Source organism: Providencia lanzhouensis (assembly GCF_050469745.1).
GTDB lineage: Bacteria > Pseudomonadota > Gammaproteobacteria > Enterobacterales > Enterobacteriaceae > Providencia > Providencia lanzhouensis.
On the sequence record NZ_CP174123.1, the window covers coordinates 1 to 23,918 of the forward strand.

Here is a 23,918-nt window from a genome sequence, read left to right on the forward strand (position 1 = left end):
GTGTCACTTTCGCTTTGGCAGCAATGTCTTGCCCGATTGCAGGATGAACTACCTGCCACAGAATTCAGTATGTGGATACGCCCTCTTCAAGCTGAATTAAACGATAATACACTGGCACTGTATGCCCCGAATCGTTTCGTCCTTGATTGGGTGAGAGATAAGTACATCAATAATATCAATGAATTATTGAATGACTTTTGCGGTTCTGATGCCCCTGCTCTACACTTTGAAGTAGGCAATAAACCGATGACCATCGCGCCGGTGAGCCCTCAAGTACGCACTAATAATGAAATGCCTGCGTTCGCCGCACCATCTGCACCAGTAAAGCCAAGTTGGGACAACTCAGCTAAAGTTCAACCAGACGTGTCATACCGTTCAAATGTGAACCCAAAACACACGTTTGATAACTTCGTTGAAGGTAAATCAAACCAACTGGCTCGCGCGGCAGCGAGGCAAGTTGCTGAAAACCCTGGCGGCGCTTATAACCCACTGTTCCTTTATGGTGGAACAGGTTTAGGTAAAACGCACTTATTACACGCCGTGGGTAATAGCATAATGCAGCACAAGGCCAACGCTCGCGTGGTCTATATGCATTCTGAACGATTTGTACAAGATATGGTCAAAGCATTGCAGAATAACGCCATTGAAGAATTCAAGCGCTATTACCGTTCTGTCGATGCCTTGCTGATTGATGATATTCAATTTTTTGCTAACAAAGAGCGTTCACAAGAAGAGTTTTTCCATACATTCAACGCCCTGCTTGAAGGCAATCAACAAATTATTTTGACCTCCGACCGTTATCCTAAAGAGATTAACGGCGTAGAAGATAGATTAAAGTCCCGTTTCGGCTGGGGTTTAACCGTTGCGATTGAACCACCTGAGTTAGAAACCCGTGTGGCTATTTTGATGAAAAAAGCCGATGAAAACGAAATCCAACTGCCCGGTGAAGTGGCATTTTTCATCGCAAAACGCTTACGTTCTAATGTGCGTGAGTTAGAAGGTGCATTAAACCGCGTTATTGCTAACGCGAATTTTACCGGTCGCGCTATCACTATCGATTTTGTTCGAGAAGCATTACGTGACCTATTAGCACTGCAAGAAAAGCTGGTAACTATTGATAATATTCAGAAAACTGTTGCTGAGTACTATAAAATCAAAGTCGCTGATTTACTTTCTAAACGTCGTTCTCGTTCTGTCGCTCGTCCGCGTCAGATGGCAATGGCACTGGCGAAAGAGCTGACAAACCATAGTTTACCTGAAATCGGGGATGCTTTTGGCGGTCGTGACCACACTACAGTGTTGCACGCTTGTCGTAAAATTGAACAATTACGAGAAGAAAGCCATGACATCAAAGAAGATTTTTCAAATCTAATCAGAACATTATCATCTTAATTGCTATGAAATTTATTATAGAACGCGAGCAGTTATTAAAACCGTTACAACAGGTTAGTGGCCCTTTAGGTGGACGTCCAACGTTGCCTATTTTAGGAAACCTTTTACTTCACGTAAAAGAAGGTGCCCTGCAACTGACGGGAACCGACCTAGAAATGGAGATGATGGCCAATGTTCCGCTCACTCGTGAGCATGAAATTGGTGCCACCACGGTGCCTGCGCGCAAGTTTTTTGATATTTGGCGTGGTTTACCGGAAGGTTCTGAAATCCAAGTCGAGCTTAATGATGACCGACTGCTTGTGCGTTCTGGACGCAGCCGTTTCTCATTATCCACTTTACCTGCTGCTGACTTCCCGAACTTAGATGACTGGCAAAGCGAAGTCGAATTCTCTCTGCCTCAATCCATACTGAAACGTTTAATTGAAGCGACCCAGTTTTCAATGGCGCACCAAGACGTTCGTTATTACCTGAACGGCATGCTGTTTGAAACAGAAGGGCAAATGCTGAGAACTGTCTCCACAGACGGTCACCGCCTTGCAGTTTGCTCAATGGATATTGGTCAAGAATTGCCATCCCATTCTGTGATAGTACCTCGCAAAGGTGTCATGGAACTGATGCGCCTACTCGATGGTGGCGATGCGTTATTGCAGCTACAAATTGGTAGCAACAATATTCGTGCTCATGTTGGCGACTTTATCTTTACCTCTAAACTCGTTGACGGTCGCTTCCCTGACTACCGCCGCGTTCTGCCAAAAAATCCAGATAAAACCTTAGAAGCTCGCTGTGATTTGCTCAAACAAGCTTTCTCACGCGCAGCGATTTTATCTAACGAAAAATTCCGTGGCGTACGCTTATTCTTCAGTGAAAACCAATTACGCATCACGGCGAATAACCCTGAGCAGGAAGAAGCGGAAGAGATTGTTGATGTGAATTACCAAGGTGGTGAGATGGAAATTGGCTTTAACGTCAGTTACATCCTCGACGTCTTGAACGCGCTGAAAAGCGAAAATGTCACCCTGTTTTTAACGGATGCCGTTTCTAGCGTACAAATTGAAGATTCAGCAAGCCGCTCTGCGGTCTATGTTGTTATGCCAATGCGTTTGTAATCAGTCCGTATGATCCTTTCGCGTTTATTGATCCGCGATTTTCGTAATATAGAAGACGCCGATCTCTCCCTTGCAACTGGGTTCAATTTTTTAATTGGACCTAATGGGAGTGGCAAAACCAGTGTACTGGAAGCAATTTATACACTTGGTCATGGACGAGCCTTTCGCAGCATTCAGGCGAATAGAGTTATCCGTCATGACCAAGAACAATTTATTTTACATGGTAAACTGGGACACTCAGACACCGAACGTAAAACATTGTCGCTGGGTTTGAGTAAAAACCGCGAAGGCGACAGCAAAGTCCGAATTGATGGCACCGACGGGCATAAAATTGCGGAACTCGCAAAGTTATTGCCAATGCAGCTCATTACCCCTGAAGGGTTTAACTTGCTGAATGGCGGTCCAAAATATCGACGTGCGTTTATCGATTGGGGATGCTTTCATAATGAAGCCCTCTTTTTTTCAACGTGGTCGGACTTAAAACGTTTGTTAAAGCAGCGGAATGCGGCTTTACGACAAGTGACTCGTTATGAGCAAATTCGCCATTGGGATCAGCAACTCGCCCCAATTTCCGAACAAATTAGCCAATGGCGCGGCGAGTATATTGCAGGTATCGCAGAAAATATTGAGCAAACCTGCAAACAATTTTTACCCGAATTTTCACTCTCAGTCTCTTTCCAGCGTGGTTGGGACAAAGAAATTGATTATTCAGAACAGTTAGAGCGGCAGTTTGAGCGCGATAGAGCGTTAACCTACACCGCATCGGGGCCACATAAAGCTGACCTGCGAATTCGAGCCAATGGCATTCCCGTTGAAGATATGCTCTCTCGCGGTCAACTGAAATTATTAATGTGTGCACTCAGGTTAGCGCAGGGTGAATATTTCACCCAACAGAGCGGGCAACAATGCCTGTATCTACTGGATGATTTTGCTTCAGAACTTGATTCTGGTCGCCGGCAATTATTAGCGGCTCGACTCAAAGCTACGCAAGCACAAGTGTTTGTAAGTGCTATTACACCGGCGCAAGTCAATGATATGATTGATGCCAACAGTAAGATGTTTAGTGTAGAGCAAGGCAAAATAGAAGTTCAACCTCAGGAATAGAAAGAGCAGGAAACGTTGATGTCGAATACATATGACTCCTCAAGTATCAAGGTATTAAAAGGACTGGATGCGGTGCGTAAGCGCCCGGGCATGTATATCGGTGATACCGACGATGGAACAGGTCTTCATCACATGGTCTTCGAGGTTGTGGATAACGCTATCGATGAAGCCTTAGCAGGTTTCTGTGACGATATCGTCATCACTATCCATGCCGATAACTCCGTCTCTGTCCAAGATGATGGACGTGGTATCCCTACGGGCATCCACGAAGAAGAAGGTGTCTCCGCTGCAGAAGTCATCATGACTGTTCTGCATGCTGGCGGTAAATTTGACGACAACTCCTATAAAGTTTCCGGTGGTCTGCACGGTGTAGGTGTTTCGGTTGTTAACGCCTTATCTGAAAAACTTGAATTAGTGATCCGCCGTGATGGTAAAGTCCACGAGCAAGTGTACAAGCACGGGGAGCCACAAGGTCCTCTGACTGTGGTTGGTGAAACTGACCAAACAGGGACTCGCGTACGTTTCTGGCCAAGCATGGATACCTTCAAAGGTGTCACCGAATTCGAATACGACATTCTGGCAAAACGCTTACGTGAACTTTCATTCCTAAACTCAGGAGTTTCCATCCGTTTAATTGATAAACGTGATGGCAAAGAAGACCATTTCCACTATGAAGGTGGGATCAAAGCATTCGTTGAGTACCTGAGCCGTAACAAAACCCCAATCCACCCATCCGTATTCTATTTCTCCACTGAGAAAGACGGCATCGGCGTGGAAGTTTCCATGCAATGGAACGATGGTTTCCAAGAGAATGTTTACTGCTTTACCAACAACATTCCTCAGCGCGACGGCGGTACCCACTTAGCGGGCTTCCGTGCTGCGATGACCCGTACCCTGAACAACTACATGGAAAAAGAAGGCTACCAGAAGAAAAGCAAAGTCAACGCAACAGGTGACGATGCTCGTGAAGGCTTAATTGCCGTTATTTCTGTGAAAGTGCCAGATCCAAAATTCTCTTCTCAGACCAAAGAAAAACTCGTTTCTTCAGAAGTAAAAACTGCTGTAGAAACCATGATGAATGAGAAGCTAGTTGAATATTTATTAGAAAATCCAAACGACGCTAAAATCGTTGTTGGCAAAATCATTGATGCTGCTCGTGCGCGTGAAGCTGCACGTAAAGCGCGTGAAATGACCCGCCGTAAAGGGGCATTAGATTTAGCAGGCTTGCCGGGTAAACTGGCAGACTGCCAAGAACGTGACCCAGCATTATCTGAACTGTACTTGGTGGAAGGGGACTCTGCGGGCGGCTCTGCAAAACAAGGTCGTAACCGTAAGAACCAAGCAATTTTGCCACTGAAAGGTAAAATCCTAAACGTGGAAAAAGCGCGTTTCGATAAAATGCTCTCTTCCCAAGAAGTCGCAACACTGATCACCGCATTAGGCTGTGGTATTGGTCGTGATGAATATAACCCAGATAAACTGCGTTATCACAGCATCATTATCATGACGGATGCTGATGTCGATGGTTCGCACATTCGTACGTTACTGTTGACCTTCTTCTACCGTCAAATGCCAGAAATCGTTGAACGTGGTCACATCTTTATTGCTCAGCCGCCACTGTATAAAGTAAAACGCGGTAAACAAGAGCAATACATTAAAGACGACGAAGCGATGGACGACTATCTGATCTCTATCGCGCTGGATGGCGCTGAGCTGCACTTAAGCGCAGAAGCCCCAGCAATGAAAGGCGAACAACTGGAAAAACTGGTTGTTGAATACAATGCTGCACACCGTATTATCCGCCGTCTTGAGCGCTTATATCCACAAGCGCTGCTGAACAGCTTAGTGTATCAATCCACACTGACTGAAGAAGCACTGAAAGATAGCGCGCAAGTTGAAGAGTGGGCAAAAACCTTAGTGGCACGTTTAGAAGAGAACGAGCAAGCGGGTAGCTCTTACAGCTATATCATTCATGAAAACCGCGAGCGTCAACTATTCGAACCAACTATTCGTATCCGTACCCATGGTGTTGATAGCGACTACAACCTCGATTTCGACTTCGTTCATGGTAGCGAATACCGCCGTATCACCGAATTAGGTGACATCATCGGTGGATTAATCGAAGAAGGCGCTTATATTCAACGTGGTGAACGTCGGCAGAATATCGACAACTTCGAGCAAGCATTAGATTGGTTAAGCCGTGAATCTCGTCGTGGTTTATCCGTACAGCGTTATAAAGGTCTTGGTGAAATGAACCCAGAACAACTTTGGGAAACCACCATGAACCCTGAAACTCGCCGCATGATGCGTGTAACGGTCAAAGATGCCATTGCAACTGACCAGCTGTTCACTACCCTGATGGGGGATGCGGTTGAACCTCGCCGTGCCTTTATCGAAGAGAACGCCTTAAAAGCCGCGAACATCGATATTTAATCGATTTTCCAGAGAAGTTATTAAATAACCCTATACTTCGGTATGGGGTTATTTTTTTATTTAATTTTAATCTTAAGCATCTATTTATTATTAATTCCAATTCAAATTTAATTAAATAAAATGACTAATTGAATTTCATTAATAGAATGAAGAATAAAAATAAAGTTTGTCTCATTTGATTTTTAATTTATAGAAAATAAAAATTACCGCATTAAGATGAAATAGATTTTACCCTCTCTAAAAATCTATAGGTCTATAATGAACAAAATAACTCCTGCTGTATCGTTCAGTTTATTTGCTCTATTTAACACCCAGATTACCTTTGCAAACTCAGATTATATCGATGCCAGTAAATTCATCATTGATCAGCGAAATCAGCGATTTGACGAACTAAAAAACCAAATCATCCCGCCGTACCCAGCCCCGCAGTCTCAAGCGGCGCAATGGGATAAAGACGTTAGCCAGCAAGCAACGCAATTAACAGGAAAGCGCAAAAAGAACGCTGAAAAAGATAAACAAAGCACACCAGAATATCTTTTTAACATTTACCTAGAATACGTATTTAATAAAAAAGGGTTTAATTATAATGATTTTAAACAAATTAAAGCCTATAACCGTTTAAATAATTTATTCCATTTAGCCACCTTTGCAGATGACCCAATTCAAAACCGAGCTCGCTCAATGGATTTTATTCTCAAAGACTATTATTTACGTGGTCGCCCAAATCAAGTTCTCGATGATAAAGGCGAATATCTCCTAAACTATGTCGATATTACAGGCTCTTCTTACCCAAGCGGACATACTTGGAATGGATTTAAACAAGCGGCTGTATTTGCCACAATTTTTCCAGAAAAAGGAGCTCAATTTTTTGATAGAGCCATCGGCTACGGGGAAAGCCGTGTGATTGTCGGCGCACATTTCCCAACCGATACCATTGCCTCGCGCGCCGCCAATTATTATCTTCTCGCCCATTTACTGAAAGAGGATAAAACCGCCAATGCACTGATTAGCCAAGCCAAAGAAGTACGCCAAGAACTGAACACTCAATGCACCATCAATGAAAAAAAATGCAAACCACCAATAGGCTCACTTCCCTCTTTTAATGAAAACCTAGGTTATTACGCTAAGCAAAGTGAGCAGCCATCTCAGGCACTTCGCGTTGATCAAGTCCCTGCTGACGCCGCGTATTTGCTACGCTCTCGCTTTGCCTATCTTAATAAATCTCAATGGCAGCAAATTATTGCAGGCACCGCCTATCCCACTAACTCTTTAGCGGGCTGGGAAGCTAAACAAAATCAACCCGAAAGCCACTGGGGGCTGATTAACTTACCGAAAGCCTATAAAGGGCCTACGCATTTCGCTGAAGATTGGGTCGTCAATCAACGGGTAACTCAAGACGACGTTGCAAACGTCGGCATTACCGATATTTGGAGTAATAACATCGATGGCAAAGGGCGGTTAATCAAACAAGGGGAAGGCTCATTAACCTTAGCTGGAATTAACCATTTTGCAGGGCTTGAAATACAGCAAGGCCGTGTGGTTTTAGTACAAGAAAACCACTTAACAGGCCCCGTCAATGTCAAGGGTGGAAAGCTTGAGGTCAAAGACATCCTACATGCGCCAGTCAACGTCACCAATGGCACATTACAGCTCACTCACAGCATTAAAAATACAGTGACATTAAACCAAGGAGCCCAATTTATAGCTTCTGGCTTGGTTGATGACTTAGTGGTTAATAGCGGTGCTATCTTAACCCCTGGAGATAATCTTAAAGACCCAACACGGCGTATGACGGTGAATAATACTGCTACCTTCCAACCCGGCAGTGCATTCCATGTGAGTCTTCAAACAACACACACACAGGAATTTGATGCCCTACATGCTGGCGGTACTGTGACTATTAACGGCGGTAAGGTCAAAGTGTTCTTCGCTGAAGAATCACCGCCATTCAATGAACGTATACCAAATGAAGATGAAATTCAGGGGCGATTTCGAACCGAATACAACATTATTCGCGCCCCCAATATCCAAGGGAAATTTGATAGCATCGAACCTAACTACCTGTTTATTGGTACTACATTGAATTATGGTACTGATCCTCGCTCCCCCTCGATGAAACTGGTTACACTCAATGTCGGTCGTAGTGAGCTGGCTTTTGATTCATTTGCAAAAACGCCAAACCAAACCGCCATCGCTCACGTCCTTGAAGATCTTCCATTGAATAACACCCTGTATAAACGCTTAATTCTCAGCAAAACCACAGCAGGGGTTTACGACCTTCTTCACACTCTATCCCCACAAATTCATATCGATACCCTAGCTAGCCAATTGAATAACCATCGCCAATATCACGGTACGCTGCTGCAACAAACTCGCGTATCGGAAAACATCGTCAAAGAGCGTGGAGATAACCGTGGCAATGTGTGGGTAAATATTCCCTACCATTGGGACAGAACCCAAAGCGATGGAAATGCTTCCGGCTTTACAAACAGCAATTATGGCGTGTTCTTAGGGACTGATAAGCATTTCTTCAATGATGACGTTATCTTTGGAATGAGCACCGGTTTTACCAAAAATTCCGTCTCTGGCGGAGTTGGTCATAGCCATAGTAACAACTATTATTTAGCCGCTTACGGTTCCCTGCAATTGGCACCAATCACCTTACGCGCAGGGCTTGGACACACATGGCACACCATCAAGACCGATAGAACAGTCACTTCATCCATTTATTCCGATCACAATACCGCCGACTACAAAGGCAAAACCAACCACCTGTTTATAGAAGCGACTTATCCGTGGAAATCGGCATTCATCAACGCCGAACCGTTTGCAAACTTTGCCTTTACCAATGCCGAAAGCCATGGATTTAAAGAAAAAGGGGAAAAAACCTCGCTGGTGACAGGTCGCCAATCCCTCGATGCCACGACCACAACGCTGGGATTACGTTTAGATAACCAATGGAAAGTGGGCAATACATCCTCAATCGATGTACACGGGGAATTCGGCTGGCAGCATCAATATGATAAGCGGGAGCGTGAAATGGCTTTCCGATTCGCCCACCGAGACCAGCTTGCACCACCGCTAAACTATCGCGGGATTAATGCGCCGAAAGATGGCATGGCTATCAAACTGGGCTCCAGCCTTCAGCTGACAGACAATTTCAAACTGTCCATGGATTACAGCCAATTTACTGCTAAGGGATATTTAGAAAATAATCTTGATGCCAAATTGTTAGTGTCGTTTTAATCCATCAACACCACAAACATTAACATAATAAAAAATGGCACTGGAGCGTTTAATCACTCCAGTGCCATTCCTATTTTAGTTCGTTAAGAGAAGCGAACTACAGCAGAATTCTCAACATACGGCGCAGAGGCTCCGCAGCCCCCCACAGTAACTGATCGCCCACGGTAAACGCAGACAGATACTCAGGTCCCATGTTTAACTTACGCAGACGCCCTACTGGTGTGCTCAGAGTCCCCGTCACTGCCGCAGGAGTCAGTTCACGCATTGTAATTTCACGGTCATTCGGCACCACTTTCACCCACTCATTATGGGAAGCCAGCAGTTGCTCCACTTCATTCAGTGGCACATCTTTTTTCAGTTTCAGCGTGAATGCTTGGCTATGGCAGCGTAATGCGCCCACACGAACACATAAACCATCAACCGGAATAATATTGCTGCCCGTTGCCAGAATTTTGTTGGTTTCTGCCTGCCCTTTCCACTCTTCGCGGCTTTGACCGTTTTCTAACGCTTTATCAATCCACGGGATCAAACTGCCCGCTAGCGGAACACCGAACGCATCCGTTGGCATGGAACCACTGCGCGTAAAGTCTGTGACTTTTTTCTCGATTTCTAAGATGGCCGATGCCGGATTTTGCAGCTCTTTCGCCACTTGCGCGTGTAAAGAACCCATTTGTGACAACAGCTCACGCATATTGCGTGCACCCGCACCGGATGCCGCTTGATATGTAGCCACGGAAGCCCACTCAACCAAGTTATTCGCAAACAGACCGCCCAACGACATCAGCATTAAACTCACCGTACAGTTACCGCCGACGAAGGTCTTAATGCCTTTATTTAAGCCGTCTTGGATATGCTGATGGTTCACTGGGTCTAAAATAATAATCGCATCGTCTTTCATACGCAGTGCAGACGCGGCATCAATCCAGTAACCTTTCCAGCCCGCTTCACGTAATTTTGGATACACTTCATTGGTATAATCGCCGCCTTGGCAGCTAATAATAATATCCAGTGCGCTCAGTGCATCGATATCAAATGCATCTTGCAACGTGCTGCGATGACCACCAAAAACAGGCGCCTCAGCCCCATGCTGGGAGGTGGTAAAAAAGACCGGGTGAATAACGTTAAAATCCCCTTCTTCTACCATTCTTTGCATCAATACGGAGCCGACCATTCCGCGCCAGCCAATAAACCCTACATTTTTCATTCTCTTCACCCTGTCTGTTTACATACATCACCCAAAAAATTTCTATCCTCGACTTTCACTTTGCCAATCGAAGCTGGAAATTTTTCGGAAAGATAAAATTCAGAAATCATCAATCAACCGTATTAAACGTGACAAAATATGAACCAGTGTGCAAGTGAATTTCATCACTAATAGCAAGAAGATTAGTAATGACGCTAATAATTAGTAAAAACTTATTGGTTGATAATTTCCATTTTGGAAAATACTATTTTCCAATTAATCCATACATTCCATCATTCAACCCCATTAAGATTAGCGAGTTAATCCTCACAAAGTAGCGTATCTCATGACCAAATATGTCCTTTTCAGTTTCTGGATCGTCCTTATCTATCCTTTGGGCGTTGACCTCCATTTAACCGGTATTCCTTATATTGCCGCCGATTTAAATGCCAATGAAAGCCAGCTCCATGTGGCATTTTCTATCTATTTAGCGGGTATGGCATCCACCATGTTAATTGCCGGATGGTGTGCCGATCATATTGGTCGAAAACCTGTCGTTTTAGTCGGTACGATGGTATTTGCCATCGCCTCTGTGATCGCCGGAAATGCCACCTCCATTGATACCTTCTTAGTATCGCGATTCTTTCAAGGGATTGGCGCAGGTTTCTGTTATGTCGTAACCTTCGCTATTTTGCGTGATGTACTGACACCGCAGCGCCGCACCAAAGTACTCGCCGCAATGAATGGTGTGACCTGCATCGCGCCCGTGTTAGCGCCTGTCATTGGATTTGCCATTTTGCTGATTCACCATTGGTCGGTGATGTTCTACTTTATGGCGGGTTATGCGGTTATCAGTATGCTATTTTGCTTAATCTCAATTAAAGAAACTAAGCCTTCTTCAGCATCACCAGCTATGCAATCGAATGCCCAACCAGTCACAGAAGAAAAGCTATTTAGCACCTTCTTTGTCACGCGCTTGATTATTTCCTGCTTCGGCATGGGCGTGATCCTGACTTACGTGAACGTCGCCCCAATTATCTTGATGGAAAACCTCGGTTTCACAACCGGCCAATACTCTACCGCCATGACCTTACTGGCGATGGTGAGTATGGGAACCTCATTCTTGATGCCAAAACTGATTTCGACATTTAATAGCCATACCTTGCTCAATACAGCCCTAAGCCTGTTTCTAGTTAATGGCATCCTGCTCTTCATCTATCTGCTGGCTCTCCCACATTTGGCGCTGCTGTACATCGTCTTCGCCTTCTGCGGTATTGGTTTCTCAATGCAGTTTGGCATCATTATGAGCCAAGCACTGTCACCATTTGCCCAAAAAGCGGGTATTGCCAGTTCTGTATTGGCCATCTCACAATTAAGCTGCGCCTCAGCGTATATTTGGGTGATGGGTGTGATGGGCGTTCCATCAATCAGTATGTTGTTAATTATCTTGCTTGCGGCGGGAATGATTGGCATGGTGTTGCTAAGAGTGCCCACCACGCAAGTCAACCAACAGGTCGCTACATGTGAATAAGCAACTGCATCGATTAGACTTAAATTTACTGGTTATTCTGCAATATCTGGTGGAAGAGCGCAGTGTTAGCCTCGCAGCTAAACGCCTTGCAATCACCCCATCATCGGTCAGTAAGTCGTTGTCTAAACTGCGCCAATGGTTTGATGACCCTCTATTTATCCGCAGCCCACAAGGGCTGCTTCCTACCCCACTCATGCTACGCATTGAAAAATCACTGCCTGAGTTTTTAAATCTCTCACACTATATTGCTGAAATTCGTGATACCGAGAAACCACGAGGCATGACTTTCCGCTTAATGATGGAAGCACCGTTAAACTTAATCATGCTCCATGATTTATCCCTGAATATCCTCAATCAATATCCAGAATCCGAGGTCATTGTACGAGATTGGGATTATAACTCGTTGGCAGCACTGATTGCGGGGGATGCCGATATTGGGTTAGTCGGTCGTGAAAGTTTTCATTTATCTAGAGAGTCGATAAGCCAACTACCCGATATTCTAAATTTCGAAGTGTTATTCACCGATAAACCTCTGGCGTTTATCCGCAGTGACCACCCCATTTTGCAAGAAGAATGGACGTTGGCAAATTACTTGAAATATCCCCATATCAGCACTGAATTTGGCAACCGTATTCCGTGGGCGCTCGATGATTTACTGGAAACCATGGGGTTACATCGCCAAATCCATTTATCCTTTTCGACCTTTGAACAATCCCTCTTAATGGCTTCTCGCCCCGACCATAACCTTATTACAAGCTCCCCGGGCTATTGCCAACATTATGTTAATGATTTTAACCTTGATTTAGTCTGCCTTCCTCTTCCTGTTGATGACATTCTCTACCAGCAGCTCGAAATCCCTTTTTTGATGCTGTGGCACAAACGTAATTCCTATAACTCAAAAACCTTATGGTTAAGAGAGCAGATCAAAAACAGTACGCTTGAGTTTGTAACAATATAAAAAAACGCCATGGCAAGGAGTATGAATTGCCACGGCGAAAGCAAGGATGCGAAGAAACAGAGAATAACGGAATACTAACCTTGAACGGCTTTGAAACGAGGATTGGTTTTACAAATTACGTAGATACGACCACGACGACGCACAACTTGGCAATCAGGATGGCGCTGCTTAGCGGTTTTTAATGAGCTGAGGACTTTCACGGTAACTCCCAATAACTATTTAATGTAAATAAAATACAATGTAATGTTATAACATAACATTCATGGGATATGACAATAATCGAATTAAAATCATCCCGCAATCATTTTTTGGGAAACTTTTGTATACTTAAGCCATTACTGACTCTCTGTCATTATTTATCAAATAGATACATTTCTATTTAATGAAATAGACCAATTTGAGGAAGATGAAATGTATTACGGCTTTGACATGGGCGGCACCAAAATTGAATTAGCAGTGTTCGACCAAGCGCTCAATCAAGTGTGGCAAAAACGTGTTCCAACCCCCAAAGATGACTATCTCGCGTTGCTCAATGCTTTTCGTGATTTAACGGCTGAAGCCGATGCGCAGTTTAACTGCCAAGGTAAAATTGGCATTGGTGTTCCGGGGATCGTCAATCACGCAGAAGGCGTGGTATTTACGACCAATGTCCCAAGCGCACAATACAAACCTTTCATTCATGACCTAACCAAGCTGTTAAATCGCCCAGTTAGAGTTGAAAATGATGCCAACTGCTTTGCCTTATCAGAAGCGTGGGATCCTGAATTCAAGCGTTACCCTAGCGTGTTAGGTTTGATTCTGGGCACTGGTGTTGGTGGCGGTTTCGTCATCAACGGCAAGGTCTTATCAGGGAAAAATGGCATTGCTGGGGAAATCGGACACATGAACATGAGTGTTCGTGCTGCAAAATATCTCGGGGACACCGTACCTGAAATTGTCTGTGGTTGCGGTCAAACAGCCTGTTTTGAAACCTACCTTTCAGGCCCCGGTTTCGAACGTATTTATGCCGCATTTACCGGTGAGAAACGCTCTGCTATCGAGATTATTGAACGTTATCACAACGGTGACATCGCTGCGAAACAGCATGTTGAACGCTATATGATGGTGCTGGCGATGTTTATGGGGCAAGTTATTACTGTCTTTGACCCTGACTTAGTGGTGATTGGCGGCGGCTTGTCACAATTTGATGAAATTTATCGCCTATTACCGGAAATGGTACCTCAATATCTTTATGGTATTGCGAAAATGCCCGTTATCGAAAAAGCCCGTTATGGTGCCTCTGGTGGTGCCCGTGGTGCTGCATTTTTGAACCTGGTCGATTAATTTTCCGCACTCATTAATACCCGTACTTAATGTCCGCAAACTGCTCTTTCCGCACATTATTCCGCAATCGCATCTCTACTCTTTCGACTTATCGAGAGTAGAGATGACCAATACCTCAAAATCACCAAAATATAATTGAGAATAGTTATCATCTTTGTTATTTTTAATTAAATTAGCTAATAATCAACAAGTTAAATCTTTTTTCTTTTTCAGATTAACTACAGAAAATTAACCATAGAAATCAGCGAGATAATCTAGAAACTAGACTTAGACTAGTCCTATGTTGTTAACGCGAAAAGAGCTTATGATTAACGTGGTTTTGCTCATTTTTAGATAAATTCGCGATAAAAACACAGTTAAAGGCCATACACGTAACAGACAGATACCCGCTAAAGTCACATTCAGCCACTTAACTAAAGAGAAAAATAAATGAATTTGTTTTTAGAAAATTGCTTGGCTTTCCCAACCATTATCTTTAGCGGTTTACTGATTATTGTCCTGTTTTACTGGCTTTGTGCCGCTTTTGGTCTGTTAGATATTGATTTATTTAATATCGATACCGAATTGGATGCTGACGGCATCGATCTCACTGGCTTTGCTGGCTGGCTGACAAAACTTGGTTTAGCCGGAATTCCCGTCACCATTATCTTGACGCTATTCACCCTCTTCGGCTGGCTGATTAGCTACTTTGCTGCGCATTTATTCCTACGCTTTATTGATATGACCTTGCTGCGTTACGCCGTTGGAGTCACGTCGCTAGTGATCACCGCCTTTATTTCCCTGCACTTAACCGCCATTTGCCTAAAACCCATCCGTAGCCGACTGGTTAATATTAATAAACCCAAAACGGTTCATCAGCTAATGGGAAAATTGGCAACCGTGCGCTCAGGGACTGTCACAGAACAAAATGGGGAAGCCACCTTAGAAGATGGCGGTGCGGGGCTGATTTTGCAGGTTAGAGCACCTAGCGCCGAAAATATTAAACGCGGGGATCGCGTCGTTATCATCAGTTATGACCCTCAATCCCACAGTTACCAAGTTGTCACCGAGAACGAATTCAGGCAGTAAACACAAAAAATAAACTACCTACTTTGCTAATTAATAAAGAATGACGACATCGTCAGAACCCATGGAGAAAAAATATGGATTTGGCTGAATACATGCCTTTTTTAACGGTTGTTGGGGGAGTGATCATCATCATTCTTGGGTTCTTTGGTTTATTTAAAGCCTTCTACATCAAAGTCCCTCAAGGTACCGCTCTGATTGTCAACGACATGTCGTCACAACCAAAAGTGCATTTCACGGGTGCGTTAGTGTATCCCGTTATCTACAAGAAAGAGTTTATGCGCATTTCGCTGCTGACGCTGGAAGTGGATCGCCGTGGTAAAGACGGCTTAATTTGCCAAGATAATTTACGTGCAGATATCACTGTTGCCTTCTATCTGCGTGTTAATGAAACCACCGAAGACGTCTTAAAAGTAGCAAAAGCCATCGGTGTTGAGCGCGCCTCTGACCATCAAGCCGTCAGCGCCCTATTCAGCGCTAAATTCTCTGAAGCCCTGAAAACGGTTGGTAAGCAATTAGAATTAGCCAAACTGTTTGAAGACCGTCAAAGCTTCCGTGACCGTATTGTTGATGTGATTGGTAAAGACCTTAATGGTTACGCGCTAGAAGACGTAGCAATCGACTATTTAGAACAAACGCCGAAATCTGCCCTCGATCCGAATAATATTTTCGACTCCGAAGGTATTCGCAAAATCACTGAAATTACCGCTATCCACAATATCGAAACTAACCAAAAAGAGCGCGACCAAGAGTTAGCTATCAAAAAGAAAAACGTGGAAACCCGCGAAGCGAGCTTAGCATTAGAGCGCCAACAAGCCGACGCTGAAGCCCGTCAAAAACGTGAAATTGATAATATCCGTGCACGAGAACAAGCTGAAACCCTACGCGTTCAAGAAGAAGAGCGCCTCAAGTCAGAGCAAGCGCGTATTCAAACTCAGCAAGAAATTGAAATTCGTGAAGAAAACCGCATGCGTGAAGTGGAAGTGGCTCAACAGAACCGCACCCGCGCCGTGGCTATCGAAGAAGAGCGTGTCAACCGTGCTCGCGAGCTAGAAATTGTCGCCCGTGAACGTGAAGTTGAGCTGCAACGTATTGAAAAAGAAAAAGCGCTAGAAGAAGAACGTAAAAATATCTCTAACGTGATCCGCGAACGTGTTGCCGTCGAAAAAACCGTCGCGCAGGAAGAGGAACGTATCAAGGAAGTCCGCGAAATTTCAGAAGCTGAGCGTATGAAGCAAGTCACCGTGATCAACGCCCAAGCGGAAGCTGAAGAAGCCTTAGTCCGCCAGGTGAAAAAAGCCGAAGCCGATGAAGCAAGTGCCAAGCACCGTGCAGAAGAAATCAGTACTATGGCACAAGCAGAACTGGAAGCTTCCGCCAAACAAGCTGAAGCCAAAAAACGCTTAGCGGAAGGGATTGAAGCAGAACATGCAGCATTAGGCTTAGCAGAAGCCCGTGTTCGCCAAGCCACTGCCGAAGCTGAAGAGAAAGAAGGTCTGGTTCAAGCCAATATCACCGCGGAAAAACTGTTAGCCGAAGCTCGTGGTCTGAAAGAAAAAGGCTTAACCGAAGCGCAAGTGATGGAAGCTAAAGCGAACGCCGAACGCCAGCAAGGTTTTGCCGAAGCGAAAATTCTGGAAGAAAAATTGGCAGCGCAGGCTCGTGGTGAAGAACAACAAGCCAACGCGAAAGAAAAACTGGGCTTGGCAGATGCAAAAGTCTTGGAAGAAAAACTGGCAGCCCAAGCTCGCGGTGAAGGTCAATTAGGGGCAGCGCAAGCCGAAGTGATTCGCCAGCGTCTGAAAGCGGAAGCTGACGGTCTGACTGATAAATTCCAATCTATGGATCACCTCAGTGATACGGCTCGTTCACATGAAGAGTTCCGTATGCGCCTTGAGAAAGAGTTCGAGCAATCCATGGCATCCATTGAAGCGAATAAAGAAATTGCTCGCGAGCAAGCGGATGTCCTGGCTGCGGCACTGAGCAAAACCAACATCGAAATTGTGGGCGGTGATGGCGACTTCTTTAACACCTTCTCCAAAGCGCTGAGCTTGGGTAAAGCCGTTGATGGGTTTATGGATAAAAGTAGCTTTGCCAAAGATAACCTTGAAAAGTTAGTCAATCGAGTCACAGAAGAGAAGAAAATTGATATCGCGTCCTTACTGCAACACCCTGAAGTCAAAGATTTAATCAATGGTTTTATGGCTGCAAAAAGCGCACCACAAACAGCGAAAAACATCGTGAACAAACCCGTGTCTTACGATGATAACCAAAGCTAATTTATCAATATTCAGGCTTTTCAAGTAAGTTTTATACCTCATCCCGCCAAGTTGCAGCACATAGGCAACTTGGCGGTTTATGAGCGTATCTTTTTTTAAGACCAAGGAAATTCGTTAAACATGTCAGAAACCCAAGATGTGAATCGCGAACAGGAAATTCTCGACAGTGCCGTCGCGGAAGGTGGTGCGTACGAAATATTACGCAAGCGCTTAACCGAACAAGGGCAGCAACTTCACCAAAAAGCAGCTCAACTCAACGACAGCCGGTTGACTGAATTTGGTCAAAGCCAGATGGACATTATCGGGCGTATCCGTATTCGTACCGAAAATAACTGCCAAGCAAGGGACATTGTCCGTGTCGGTGACTGGCTGCTATTTGGCTATAACGTTTTTCTGGGTCTGAAAAAAGAAACTCACATTGAAGATGTTTTTTCCTTATATCAACTCACTGAAAATGAAGGTGATTTTGATGTAATCTCTGTCCCTTACGAAGAGACATTCCTCAATGATACGCGCTTTGTTCAGGATTTTACTGAGCTATATACCTATTACAAAAACACGCAATTACTGCAATTGGTCGAGCGTGATGGCAAGCTGTTAGCCAGCTTCCAAATTGGTGATCGGTTAACCGACGTGCGTGTTTTCCGCTGGTCAATTTCCAGCGATAAATCCCGCATCGAATACATCGATAACCGGGGTGAACGTGATATCGCCCTACCCCCCACCAATGATTTCGAATGGGTACGTACTACGCGGGAAAATACCGTTAATGGACGCTATCCTCACATTAATATTCTCGATACCGTCTTTGTGGAAACCATCGGCGGCGACCTAACCATCAAATGTGAAAATAATACCGAAGATGGGTTGGGCATATACCGCGAAGCGGTACTCGATAAAAACCAATCCCTCGATGACGCCCAAATTGAATATGCTCAGACTGGCAGCCTAATTTTACTCAAAATCTTGCCATACCGCGAAGAGAGCTGGCGCTATCTGGTTTACAACATTCTGAATCAAACCGTTCACCGTATTGATGCCATAGGGCAAGCGTGCGTGCAGTTGCCGGAAGATCACGGAATTATCTTCCCAGGGGGTTACTACCTGCAAAACGGGGAGTACAAAACCTTCGAGCAACCAATGGATGGCATGCGTTTTCGTCGTCTGCGCCGCTCACCCAACGGGGAAGATGTGCTGTATGTGTTTTATTCCCCGAACCAAGGTCGTATCGCCCTTTTCAATTACAATTTAATTGAACGTAAACTTGCCGTACCATTAATCGGTCATGGTTATGCCATGCTCGAAGATGGCAAAATGGTGCTGTTCGAAGGGGAAGGTGACGAAGCCACTCGCGTTCACCCTATGCAGGTGTGGCAAACCCCATTCTATTCTGACGAATTTGCCGATAAGCAGCCGCCACGGGGTGGGTTTCTTGGGCGTATCGGTAATGCCGATTTAGTCCGCGGGATCTCCGAAATTCTCCATGTCGCCAAAGAGATTGAAGGCAACCAAGTTTCCGTTTCCCGCTATGAACAGCTCAGCCAGCAACCTAAAAACTTGCTGGATATTTTCTATTGGTTTAATGACGAACAATGCTTAGGTATTGGCAAACTCTTAAAAGAGATCGCTCAAACCAGTGAGTTGGTACTCGACGAATACGAGAAAGTCGAAAGCATCCGCCAGCAATCCGTCAAATCAATGAATGAGGCGGTCACTCGCCAACGCTCCTTACTGTCCCTCACATTGCCTGAAGGATGGACGGATATTCAACAATTTGTAGATGGGCTAAACGCCTTAAATGCCCAACAAGGGCATCTGATTTCATTGCGAGAATTCCGCTATATGGATCTCACAAAACTCAGTGAGATGGAAAATGAAATCACCGAAGCACAGCAACGCGTTTCCCAAGGCACTGCGCAATTTCTTGCCAGCAACAAAGCTCTGCAACCGTTTAAAACTCAGCTCGCGACCTTTGAAGAGTTAATTGAAAAAGCACAAACCAGCGCGCAGTTAGATGTCCCAATGAATGACATGGAAAAAATGTCAGCGGATTTGGACATGCTCTCTAATTTAATGGCTTCATTGAGTTTTGATGATGTCACCTTACAGACCCATATCATCGATGCCATTTCGCACATTTATGCCCAGTTAAACCAGTCCCGCGCCCGTTTGCAGCAAAAACGTAAATCTCAAACTAGCATTGAGAGCGTGGCGCAATTTGGGGCGCAGTTCCGCCTATTTAGCCAAGGTATCACCAACGCATTATCCCTCGCGACTGACCCAGAACGTTGTGATGATCAGTTATCCCGATTGCTGGTTCAATTAGAAGAGCTAGAAAGTCAGTTTAGCCATCACGATGAATTTCTTGATGATATTCTGGCAAAACGCGAAGAATTACTGGAAACGTTTGAATCCCATAAACAAATCCTGATTGATGACCGCCAGCGCCGTTCGCAGAATTTATTAACGGCCGCCGACCGCTTATTAGAAAGCCTTCAACGCCGTACTGTACGCTTGCAAAACCAAGATGAACTGAATGCGTTTTTTGCTACCGACCCGCTCGCACAAAAAACCCGTGAAATCATCGAGAAACTACGAGAAATCAACGATAACGTCAAAGCTGACGATATCGATGCCAGACTCAAAGCCTCTCGTGACCAAGCCATTCGCATTTTGCGGGATAAAACCGATATCTTTGAAGATGGCGGCAACATTATTAAGCTGGGTCGCCACCGTTTCAGTGTTAACACCCAAGAGCTTGACCTGACTATCTTGCCAAAAGATAACCAACTGTGGGTGTACCTCACCGGAACGGATTTCCAAGAACCCATTGAGAACGCCGAACTTACACAGTTGCAACCTTATTGGACAGCCAACCTTGAATCTGAATCTGATACCGTTTATCGCGCTGAATAGCTCGCGTACTCCATCATCTATGCCGCAGCAAAACGCCAAGATGGTTTGGATTACGACACCCTAAAAAGTGCGCTGTCTGCCCCTGAAAAAATCGACAAACTGGTGCGTGATTTTGCGGCTCCACGCTACAAAGAAGGCTACGAAAAAGGGATCCACGACCACGACGCTATCGCGATATTGAAAAAGCTGATCCCGATTGGTGAAAGCGCGGATTTACTGCGCTTCAACCCAACAGCTCGCGCCATTGCGGCGATTTTTTGGCATCACATTCAAAGCAACGAATACCCTGCCCAATGGCCAGAACGAGCCAGAACCGCGATGAATATCCGCCAGCTATTCAATAACGATGATGCCCTTTTAGATCTTCAAGCGGAGATCGAGGCAGATGTCAGCTTATTCCTGCAAGATAATCCAATTAATTGCCAAGCTCATGAGCAAGCTCAAGCTGCGGAATACCTCAGTTTTGCGTTAGCCAGAACGCCGATTGAATTGGTGTACAGCAAATATGCGCGGGACTTAGTGGCAGCACTACAAACGCGCTTAGAAGAAGCCCATATGTGGCTGGATTTCAATCATTCACAGCAAAACCTTGGCACTCGCTATGCTCAGCGCTGGGCGCTGTTGCAAAATTGGCTGCAAGGGCTGTGTTCGATTGACGAATTTGCACATTTACGTCCATACATTCCAGGCGCCATCGCCATTATTATCTTAGATAAAATGGCATCGGCACGTTATAGCGAAGCCGATTTATACTTTAAAGTTACTGGATTACTGGGGGATCACCCGACAATCCACAACCAAACTCTCTCGTTAAGTTTGGATGACTTTTTCAGTCGAATGCGCGAACAGCGCAAGCAATTTATTCCAGCCTTCCGTAAATACCAAGCACTGCGTCAGCGCATTGTGAGTGAAGAGCGCAGCCGCCTAAAACTTCATGAGTTCAAAGCTAAGCCACTGAGCTCATTTGTGCGTAACAAGCTGATCAATGACGTCTATTTACCGATTATCGGTGACAACATGGCGAAGCAAATTGGCGCTCTAGGCGAAAACAAGCGTACCGATTTAATGGGCTTGTTACTGATGATCTCCCCGCCAGGTTACGGTAAAACGACCCTGATGGAGTACGCGGCTGACCGCCTTGGTTTGATCTTTATGAAGATTAATGGTCCTGCGCTTGGGCATGATGTGCTGTCCCTCGACCCAGAGCAAGCCCCGAATGCTACCGCCAGACAAGAGCTGGAAAAACTAAACCTCGCCCTCGAAATGGGCAACAACGTGATGCTGTATGTGGATGATATTCAACATACTCACCCTGAATTTTTACAGAAATTTATCTCCCTGTGTGATGGAACCCGTCGCATCGAAGGGGTATGGAAAGACAAAACCAAAACCTACGATATGCGCGGTAAAAAATTCTGTGTTGTCATGGCGGGTAACCCGTATACCGAATCTGGCGAAGTGTTCCGTATCCCTGATATGCTCGCCAACCGTGCGGATATTTATAACCTGGGTGAAGTGCTCGGTGGGATGGATGATGCCTTTGCATTGAGCTACATAGAAAACAGCCTGACCTCAAACCCAGTATTAGCACCGTTGGCGCTGCGCGATTTAAATGATTTGTATTTGCTGGTGGATAAAGCCATGGGCAAATCAGTCTCCACTAATGCACTCAGCTACCCGTATTCCGATGCGGAAGTAAATGAAATTACTGCGGTTATTTCCCGATTACTCAGCCTGCGCGATGTGGTTCTGAAGGTAAACCAGCAATATATTGCCAGTGCCGCACAGTCCGATAAATATCGAACCGAGCCGGCATTCCGCCTGCAAGGCAGCTACCGAAATATGAACAAGCTCAGCGAGAAAGTCTCTTCCGTTATGAATGATGATGAATTAGAGAGATTGCTGGATGACCATTATCTTGGGGAAGCGCAATTATTAACGACAGGTGCTGAAGAGAACTTATTGAAGCTGGCAGAATTACGCGGAAGGCTGAATGAGAAAGATGCAGCACGCTGGCAGCAAATCAAGAAAGATTTCTTGCGTAACAAAGCATTAGGTGGTGATAATGCCGATGTGGGCGACCGCGTTGTCACTCAGCTCGCCCAACTGGTTGAAAGCGTACAATCTCTCGGACATCGATAATGCAAACTTGGCTAAGCCCGCGAATTAAATTACTGATTACCCTTGCGGGTTTGCTGATCGCTATTCAAATCGCCAATAGTTTAAGTGGCTACGCGCTTGTTGGGTTCGGCATCCAACCAAGAACGCTGCACGGGCTGGTGGGGATTATCTTCGCCCCACTGATCCACGGTGATTGGGCACATCTTCTGAGTAATCTGCCGCCGTTACTGGTTTTAAGCGCCCTGCTGCTGCATGATTCCATTCGAAAATATGCTTATGCCAGCGCGTTTATTATTGTGGTTGGCGGCTTGATTGTCTGGCTAGTGGGCAGAAATGCGCTGCACATTGGCGCTAGCGGCTGGATTTTTGGGCTTTGGGGCTTATTGATTGCCCAAGGTTTTTTCCGCCGCAAACTGTTAGATATCGTTATCGCCCTGTTAGTACTGTTCTATTTTGGTGCGATGGCGAGCGGGTTATTGCCTGTTCACCAGCAAATATCGACAGAATCCCATATTGCCGGTGCTATCGCCGGAATTGCCTATGCATGGTTAGCCAATAAAAAATTAAAAGCGACGCCGCCGACTACCCTTTCAAAGTAACCCGATATACACAGCGCCCTGCGCCATCAAGCAGGTATTGCTCCCGTTCAACATTCACCTTTTCCCCTAATACTTCGCGAAATAGTGCCAATTCAGAACGGCAAAAGTTTTGGCACGCGGTTGCCGCCGCGCAGATAGGGCAATGGTTTTCGATAAATAACCAGCTATCGCCTTCCTGCTCAACCTTCGCCATATAGCCCTCTTCGCTACGAACCTCAGCGAGTGCAGCTAAACATTGTTCTAATGGCAGCCCTTGGCAGCGCCCCAAATATTTACTGCGACTTTCCACTTCTCGCTGTTCAATCAGTTTTTCTAGCCCCTCATCACCAAAAATGGTTTTCACTGAATCAATGAGCTGCAAAGCCAGCTGGGCATGGGTATCGGGAAAACGTTGATGTCCCAGTTCCGTTAATACCCAATTTTGCCGAGGACGCCCAGCGCCAGATTGTGCGGTGCATTGAACACCTTCCACCAGCCCCAGTGACGTTAATTTATGGATATGCTGGCGTGCTGCTTCCCCCGTTAAACCCAGGTCATGGGCAATCACTGCTGTGGAAACGGGTCCTTTGGTTTTGATGCAAAACAGCACCTTATCCACTGCTTGAGTGAGATTTAGATTATCAAAGTATTTACTTGCTTTATTCATAGTGTAATTTTATTAT

General features: G+C 45.2%; 14 protein-coding genes and 1 pseudogene. 12 read left to right on the forward strand and 3 right to left on the reverse strand.

Going from position 1 to position 23,918, the window contains the following annotated elements:
• The 5 genes from dnaA to ACIH2S_RS00025 all read left to right on the forward strand — a co-directional run bounded on the left by dnaA (window position 1) and on the right by ACIH2S_RS00025 (window position 9,281).
• The gene (gene dnaA / locus ACIH2S_RS00005) at window positions 1-1,392 is read left to right on the forward strand and encodes a chromosomal replication initiator protein DnaA (RefSeq protein WP_036950671.1); all 1,392 of its coding nucleotides are present in this window, start codon (window positions 1-3) and stop codon (window positions 1,390-1,392) included.
• Between the two features lie 5 nt (window positions 1,393-1,397).
• Window positions 1,398-2,498 carry a DNA polymerase III subunit beta gene (dnaN, locus tag ACIH2S_RS00010; RefSeq protein WP_132496996.1) on the forward strand — a complete coding sequence of 367 codons (1,101 nt, stop codon included), beginning with the start codon at window positions 1,398-1,400 and terminating at the stop codon, window positions 2,496-2,498.
• A gap of 9 nt (window positions 2,499-2,507) precedes the next feature.
• Window positions 2,508-3,602 (forward strand): DNA replication/repair protein RecF, encoded by a 1,095-nt coding sequence (recF, locus tag ACIH2S_RS00015; protein ID WP_430247881.1) that lies wholly within the window; start codon window positions 2,508-2,510, stop codon window positions 3,600-3,602.
• An 18-nt stretch (window positions 3,603-3,620) separates the two neighbouring features.
• Window positions 3,621-6,035 (forward strand): DNA topoisomerase (ATP-hydrolyzing) subunit B, encoded by a 2,415-nt coding sequence (gyrB, locus tag ACIH2S_RS00020; RefSeq protein WP_036950665.1) that lies wholly within the window; start codon window positions 3,621-3,623, stop codon window positions 6,033-6,035.
• Between the two features lie 258 nt (window positions 6,036-6,293).
• Entirely contained in the window at window positions 6,294-9,281 is a 2,988-nt protein-coding gene (locus ACIH2S_RS00025) for an autotransporter domain-containing protein (RefSeq protein WP_430247884.1), read from the forward strand.
• 97 nt (window positions 9,282-9,378) lie between these two features.
• Here ACIH2S_RS00025 and asd read toward each other — a convergent pair whose 3' ends face one another.
• Complete coding sequence (gene asd, locus ACIH2S_RS00030; RefSeq protein WP_154603205.1) at window positions 9,379-10,485, reverse strand: aspartate-semialdehyde dehydrogenase; 1,107 nt, start codon at window positions 10,483-10,485, stop codon at window positions 9,379-9,381.
• Between the two features lie 325 nt (window positions 10,486-10,810).
• On the opposite strand from asd, the gene ACIH2S_RS00035 reads away from it, so the two are divergent.
• Together ACIH2S_RS00035 and yidZ are read left to right on the forward strand one after the other, a co-directional pair.
• Window positions 10,811-11,995: an MdtL family multidrug efflux MFS transporter gene (locus tag ACIH2S_RS00035; protein WP_108479129.1), complete on the forward strand. Its 1,185-nt coding sequence runs from the start codon at window positions 10,811-10,813 to the stop codon at window positions 11,993-11,995.
• A complete protein-coding gene (gene yidZ, locus ACIH2S_RS00040; protein WP_036950656.1) occupies window positions 11,988-12,953 on the forward strand; it encodes an HTH-type transcriptional regulator YidZ in 966 nt (321 codons plus the stop codon). The genes ACIH2S_RS00035 and yidZ overlap by 8 nt, the downstream gene beginning before the upstream one ends.
• 74 nt (window positions 12,954-13,027) lie before the next feature.
• On the opposite strand, the gene ykgO is transcribed toward yidZ, so the two are convergent.
• Window positions 13,028-13,153 carry a type B 50S ribosomal protein L36 gene (gene ykgO, locus ACIH2S_RS00045; protein ID WP_006660624.1) on the reverse strand — a complete coding sequence of 42 codons (126 nt, stop codon included), beginning with the start codon at window positions 13,151-13,153 and terminating at the stop codon, window positions 13,028-13,030.
• Between the two features lie 211 nt (window positions 13,154-13,364).
• Between ykgO and nagK the strand changes: the two genes are divergently transcribed.
• The 5 genes and pseudogenes from nagK (at window position 13,365) to ACIH2S_RS00070 (ending at window position 23,256) form a co-directional block, all read left to right on the forward strand.
• Complete coding sequence (gene nagK / locus ACIH2S_RS00050; protein ID WP_036950654.1) at window positions 13,365-14,276, forward strand: N-acetylglucosamine kinase; 912 nt, start codon at window positions 13,365-13,367, stop codon at window positions 14,274-14,276.
• A 429-nt stretch (window positions 14,277-14,705) separates the two neighbouring features.
• Window positions 14,706-15,344, forward strand: coding sequence for an OB-fold-containig protein (locus tag ACIH2S_RS00055; RefSeq protein WP_108479127.1), 639 nt, complete (start codon window positions 14,706-14,708; stop codon window positions 15,342-15,344).
• Between the two features lie 74 nt (window positions 15,345-15,418).
• Window positions 15,419-17,620 carry a flotillin family protein gene (locus tag ACIH2S_RS00060; RefSeq protein WP_036950649.1) on the forward strand — a complete coding sequence of 734 codons (2,202 nt, stop codon included), beginning with the start codon at window positions 15,419-15,421 and terminating at the stop codon, window positions 17,618-17,620.
• A gap of 120 nt (window positions 17,621-17,740) precedes the next feature.
• Window positions 17,741-22,678 (forward strand): annotated as a pseudogene (locus tag ACIH2S_RS00065) (DNA repair ATPase).
• Window positions 22,678-23,256 (forward strand): rhomboid family intramembrane serine protease, encoded by a 579-nt coding sequence (locus ACIH2S_RS00070; RefSeq protein ID WP_187128525.1) that lies wholly within the window; start codon window positions 22,678-22,680, stop codon window positions 23,254-23,256. The pseudogene ACIH2S_RS00065 and the gene ACIH2S_RS00070 overlap by 1 nt, the downstream one beginning before the upstream one ends.
• Here ACIH2S_RS00070 and ACIH2S_RS00075 read toward each other — a convergent pair.
• Window positions 23,240-23,902 carry a helix-turn-helix transcriptional regulator gene (locus ACIH2S_RS00075; protein ID WP_187128526.1) on the reverse strand — a complete coding sequence of 221 codons (663 nt, stop codon included), beginning with the start codon at window positions 23,900-23,902 and terminating at the stop codon, window positions 23,240-23,242. The genes ACIH2S_RS00070 and ACIH2S_RS00075 overlap by 17 nt on opposite strands.
• Window positions 23,903-23,918 lie beyond the last annotated feature (16 nt).

Coding starts and splice junctions, on each gene's coding strand:
- dnaN (WP_132496996.1), top strand. CDS start 1,398: ATGAAATTTATTATAGAACGCGAGCAGTTATTAAAACCGTTACAACAG.
- recF (WP_430247881.1), top strand. CDS start 2,508: ATGATCCTTTCGCGTTTATTGATCCGCGATTTTCGTAATATAGAAGAC.
- gyrB (WP_036950665.1), top strand. CDS start 3,621: ATGTCGAATACATATGACTCCTCAAGTATCAAGGTATTAAAAGGACTG.
- ACIH2S_RS00025 (WP_430247884.1), top strand. CDS start 6,294: ATGAACAAAATAACTCCTGCTGTATCGTTCAGTTTATTTGCTCTATTT.
- asd (WP_154603205.1), bottom strand. CDS start 10,485: ATGAAAAATGTAGGGTTTATTGGCTGGCGCGGAATGGTCGGCTCCGTA.
- ACIH2S_RS00035 (WP_108479129.1), top strand. CDS start 10,811: ATGACCAAATATGTCCTTTTCAGTTTCTGGATCGTCCTTATCTATCCT.
- nagK (WP_036950654.1), top strand. CDS start 13,365: ATGTATTACGGCTTTGACATGGGCGGCACCAAAATTGAATTAGCAGTG.
- ACIH2S_RS00055 (WP_108479127.1), top strand. CDS start 14,706: ATGAATTTGTTTTTAGAAAATTGCTTGGCTTTCCCAACCATTATCTTT.
- ACIH2S_RS00060 (WP_036950649.1), top strand. CDS start 15,419: ATGGATTTGGCTGAATACATGCCTTTTTTAACGGTTGTTGGGGGAGTG.
- ACIH2S_RS00070 (WP_187128525.1), top strand. CDS start 22,678: ATGCAAACTTGGCTAAGCCCGCGAATTAAATTACTGATTACCCTTGCG.
- ACIH2S_RS00075 (WP_187128526.1), bottom strand. CDS start 23,902: ATGAATAAAGCAAGTAAATACTTTGATAATCTAAATCTCACTCAAGCA.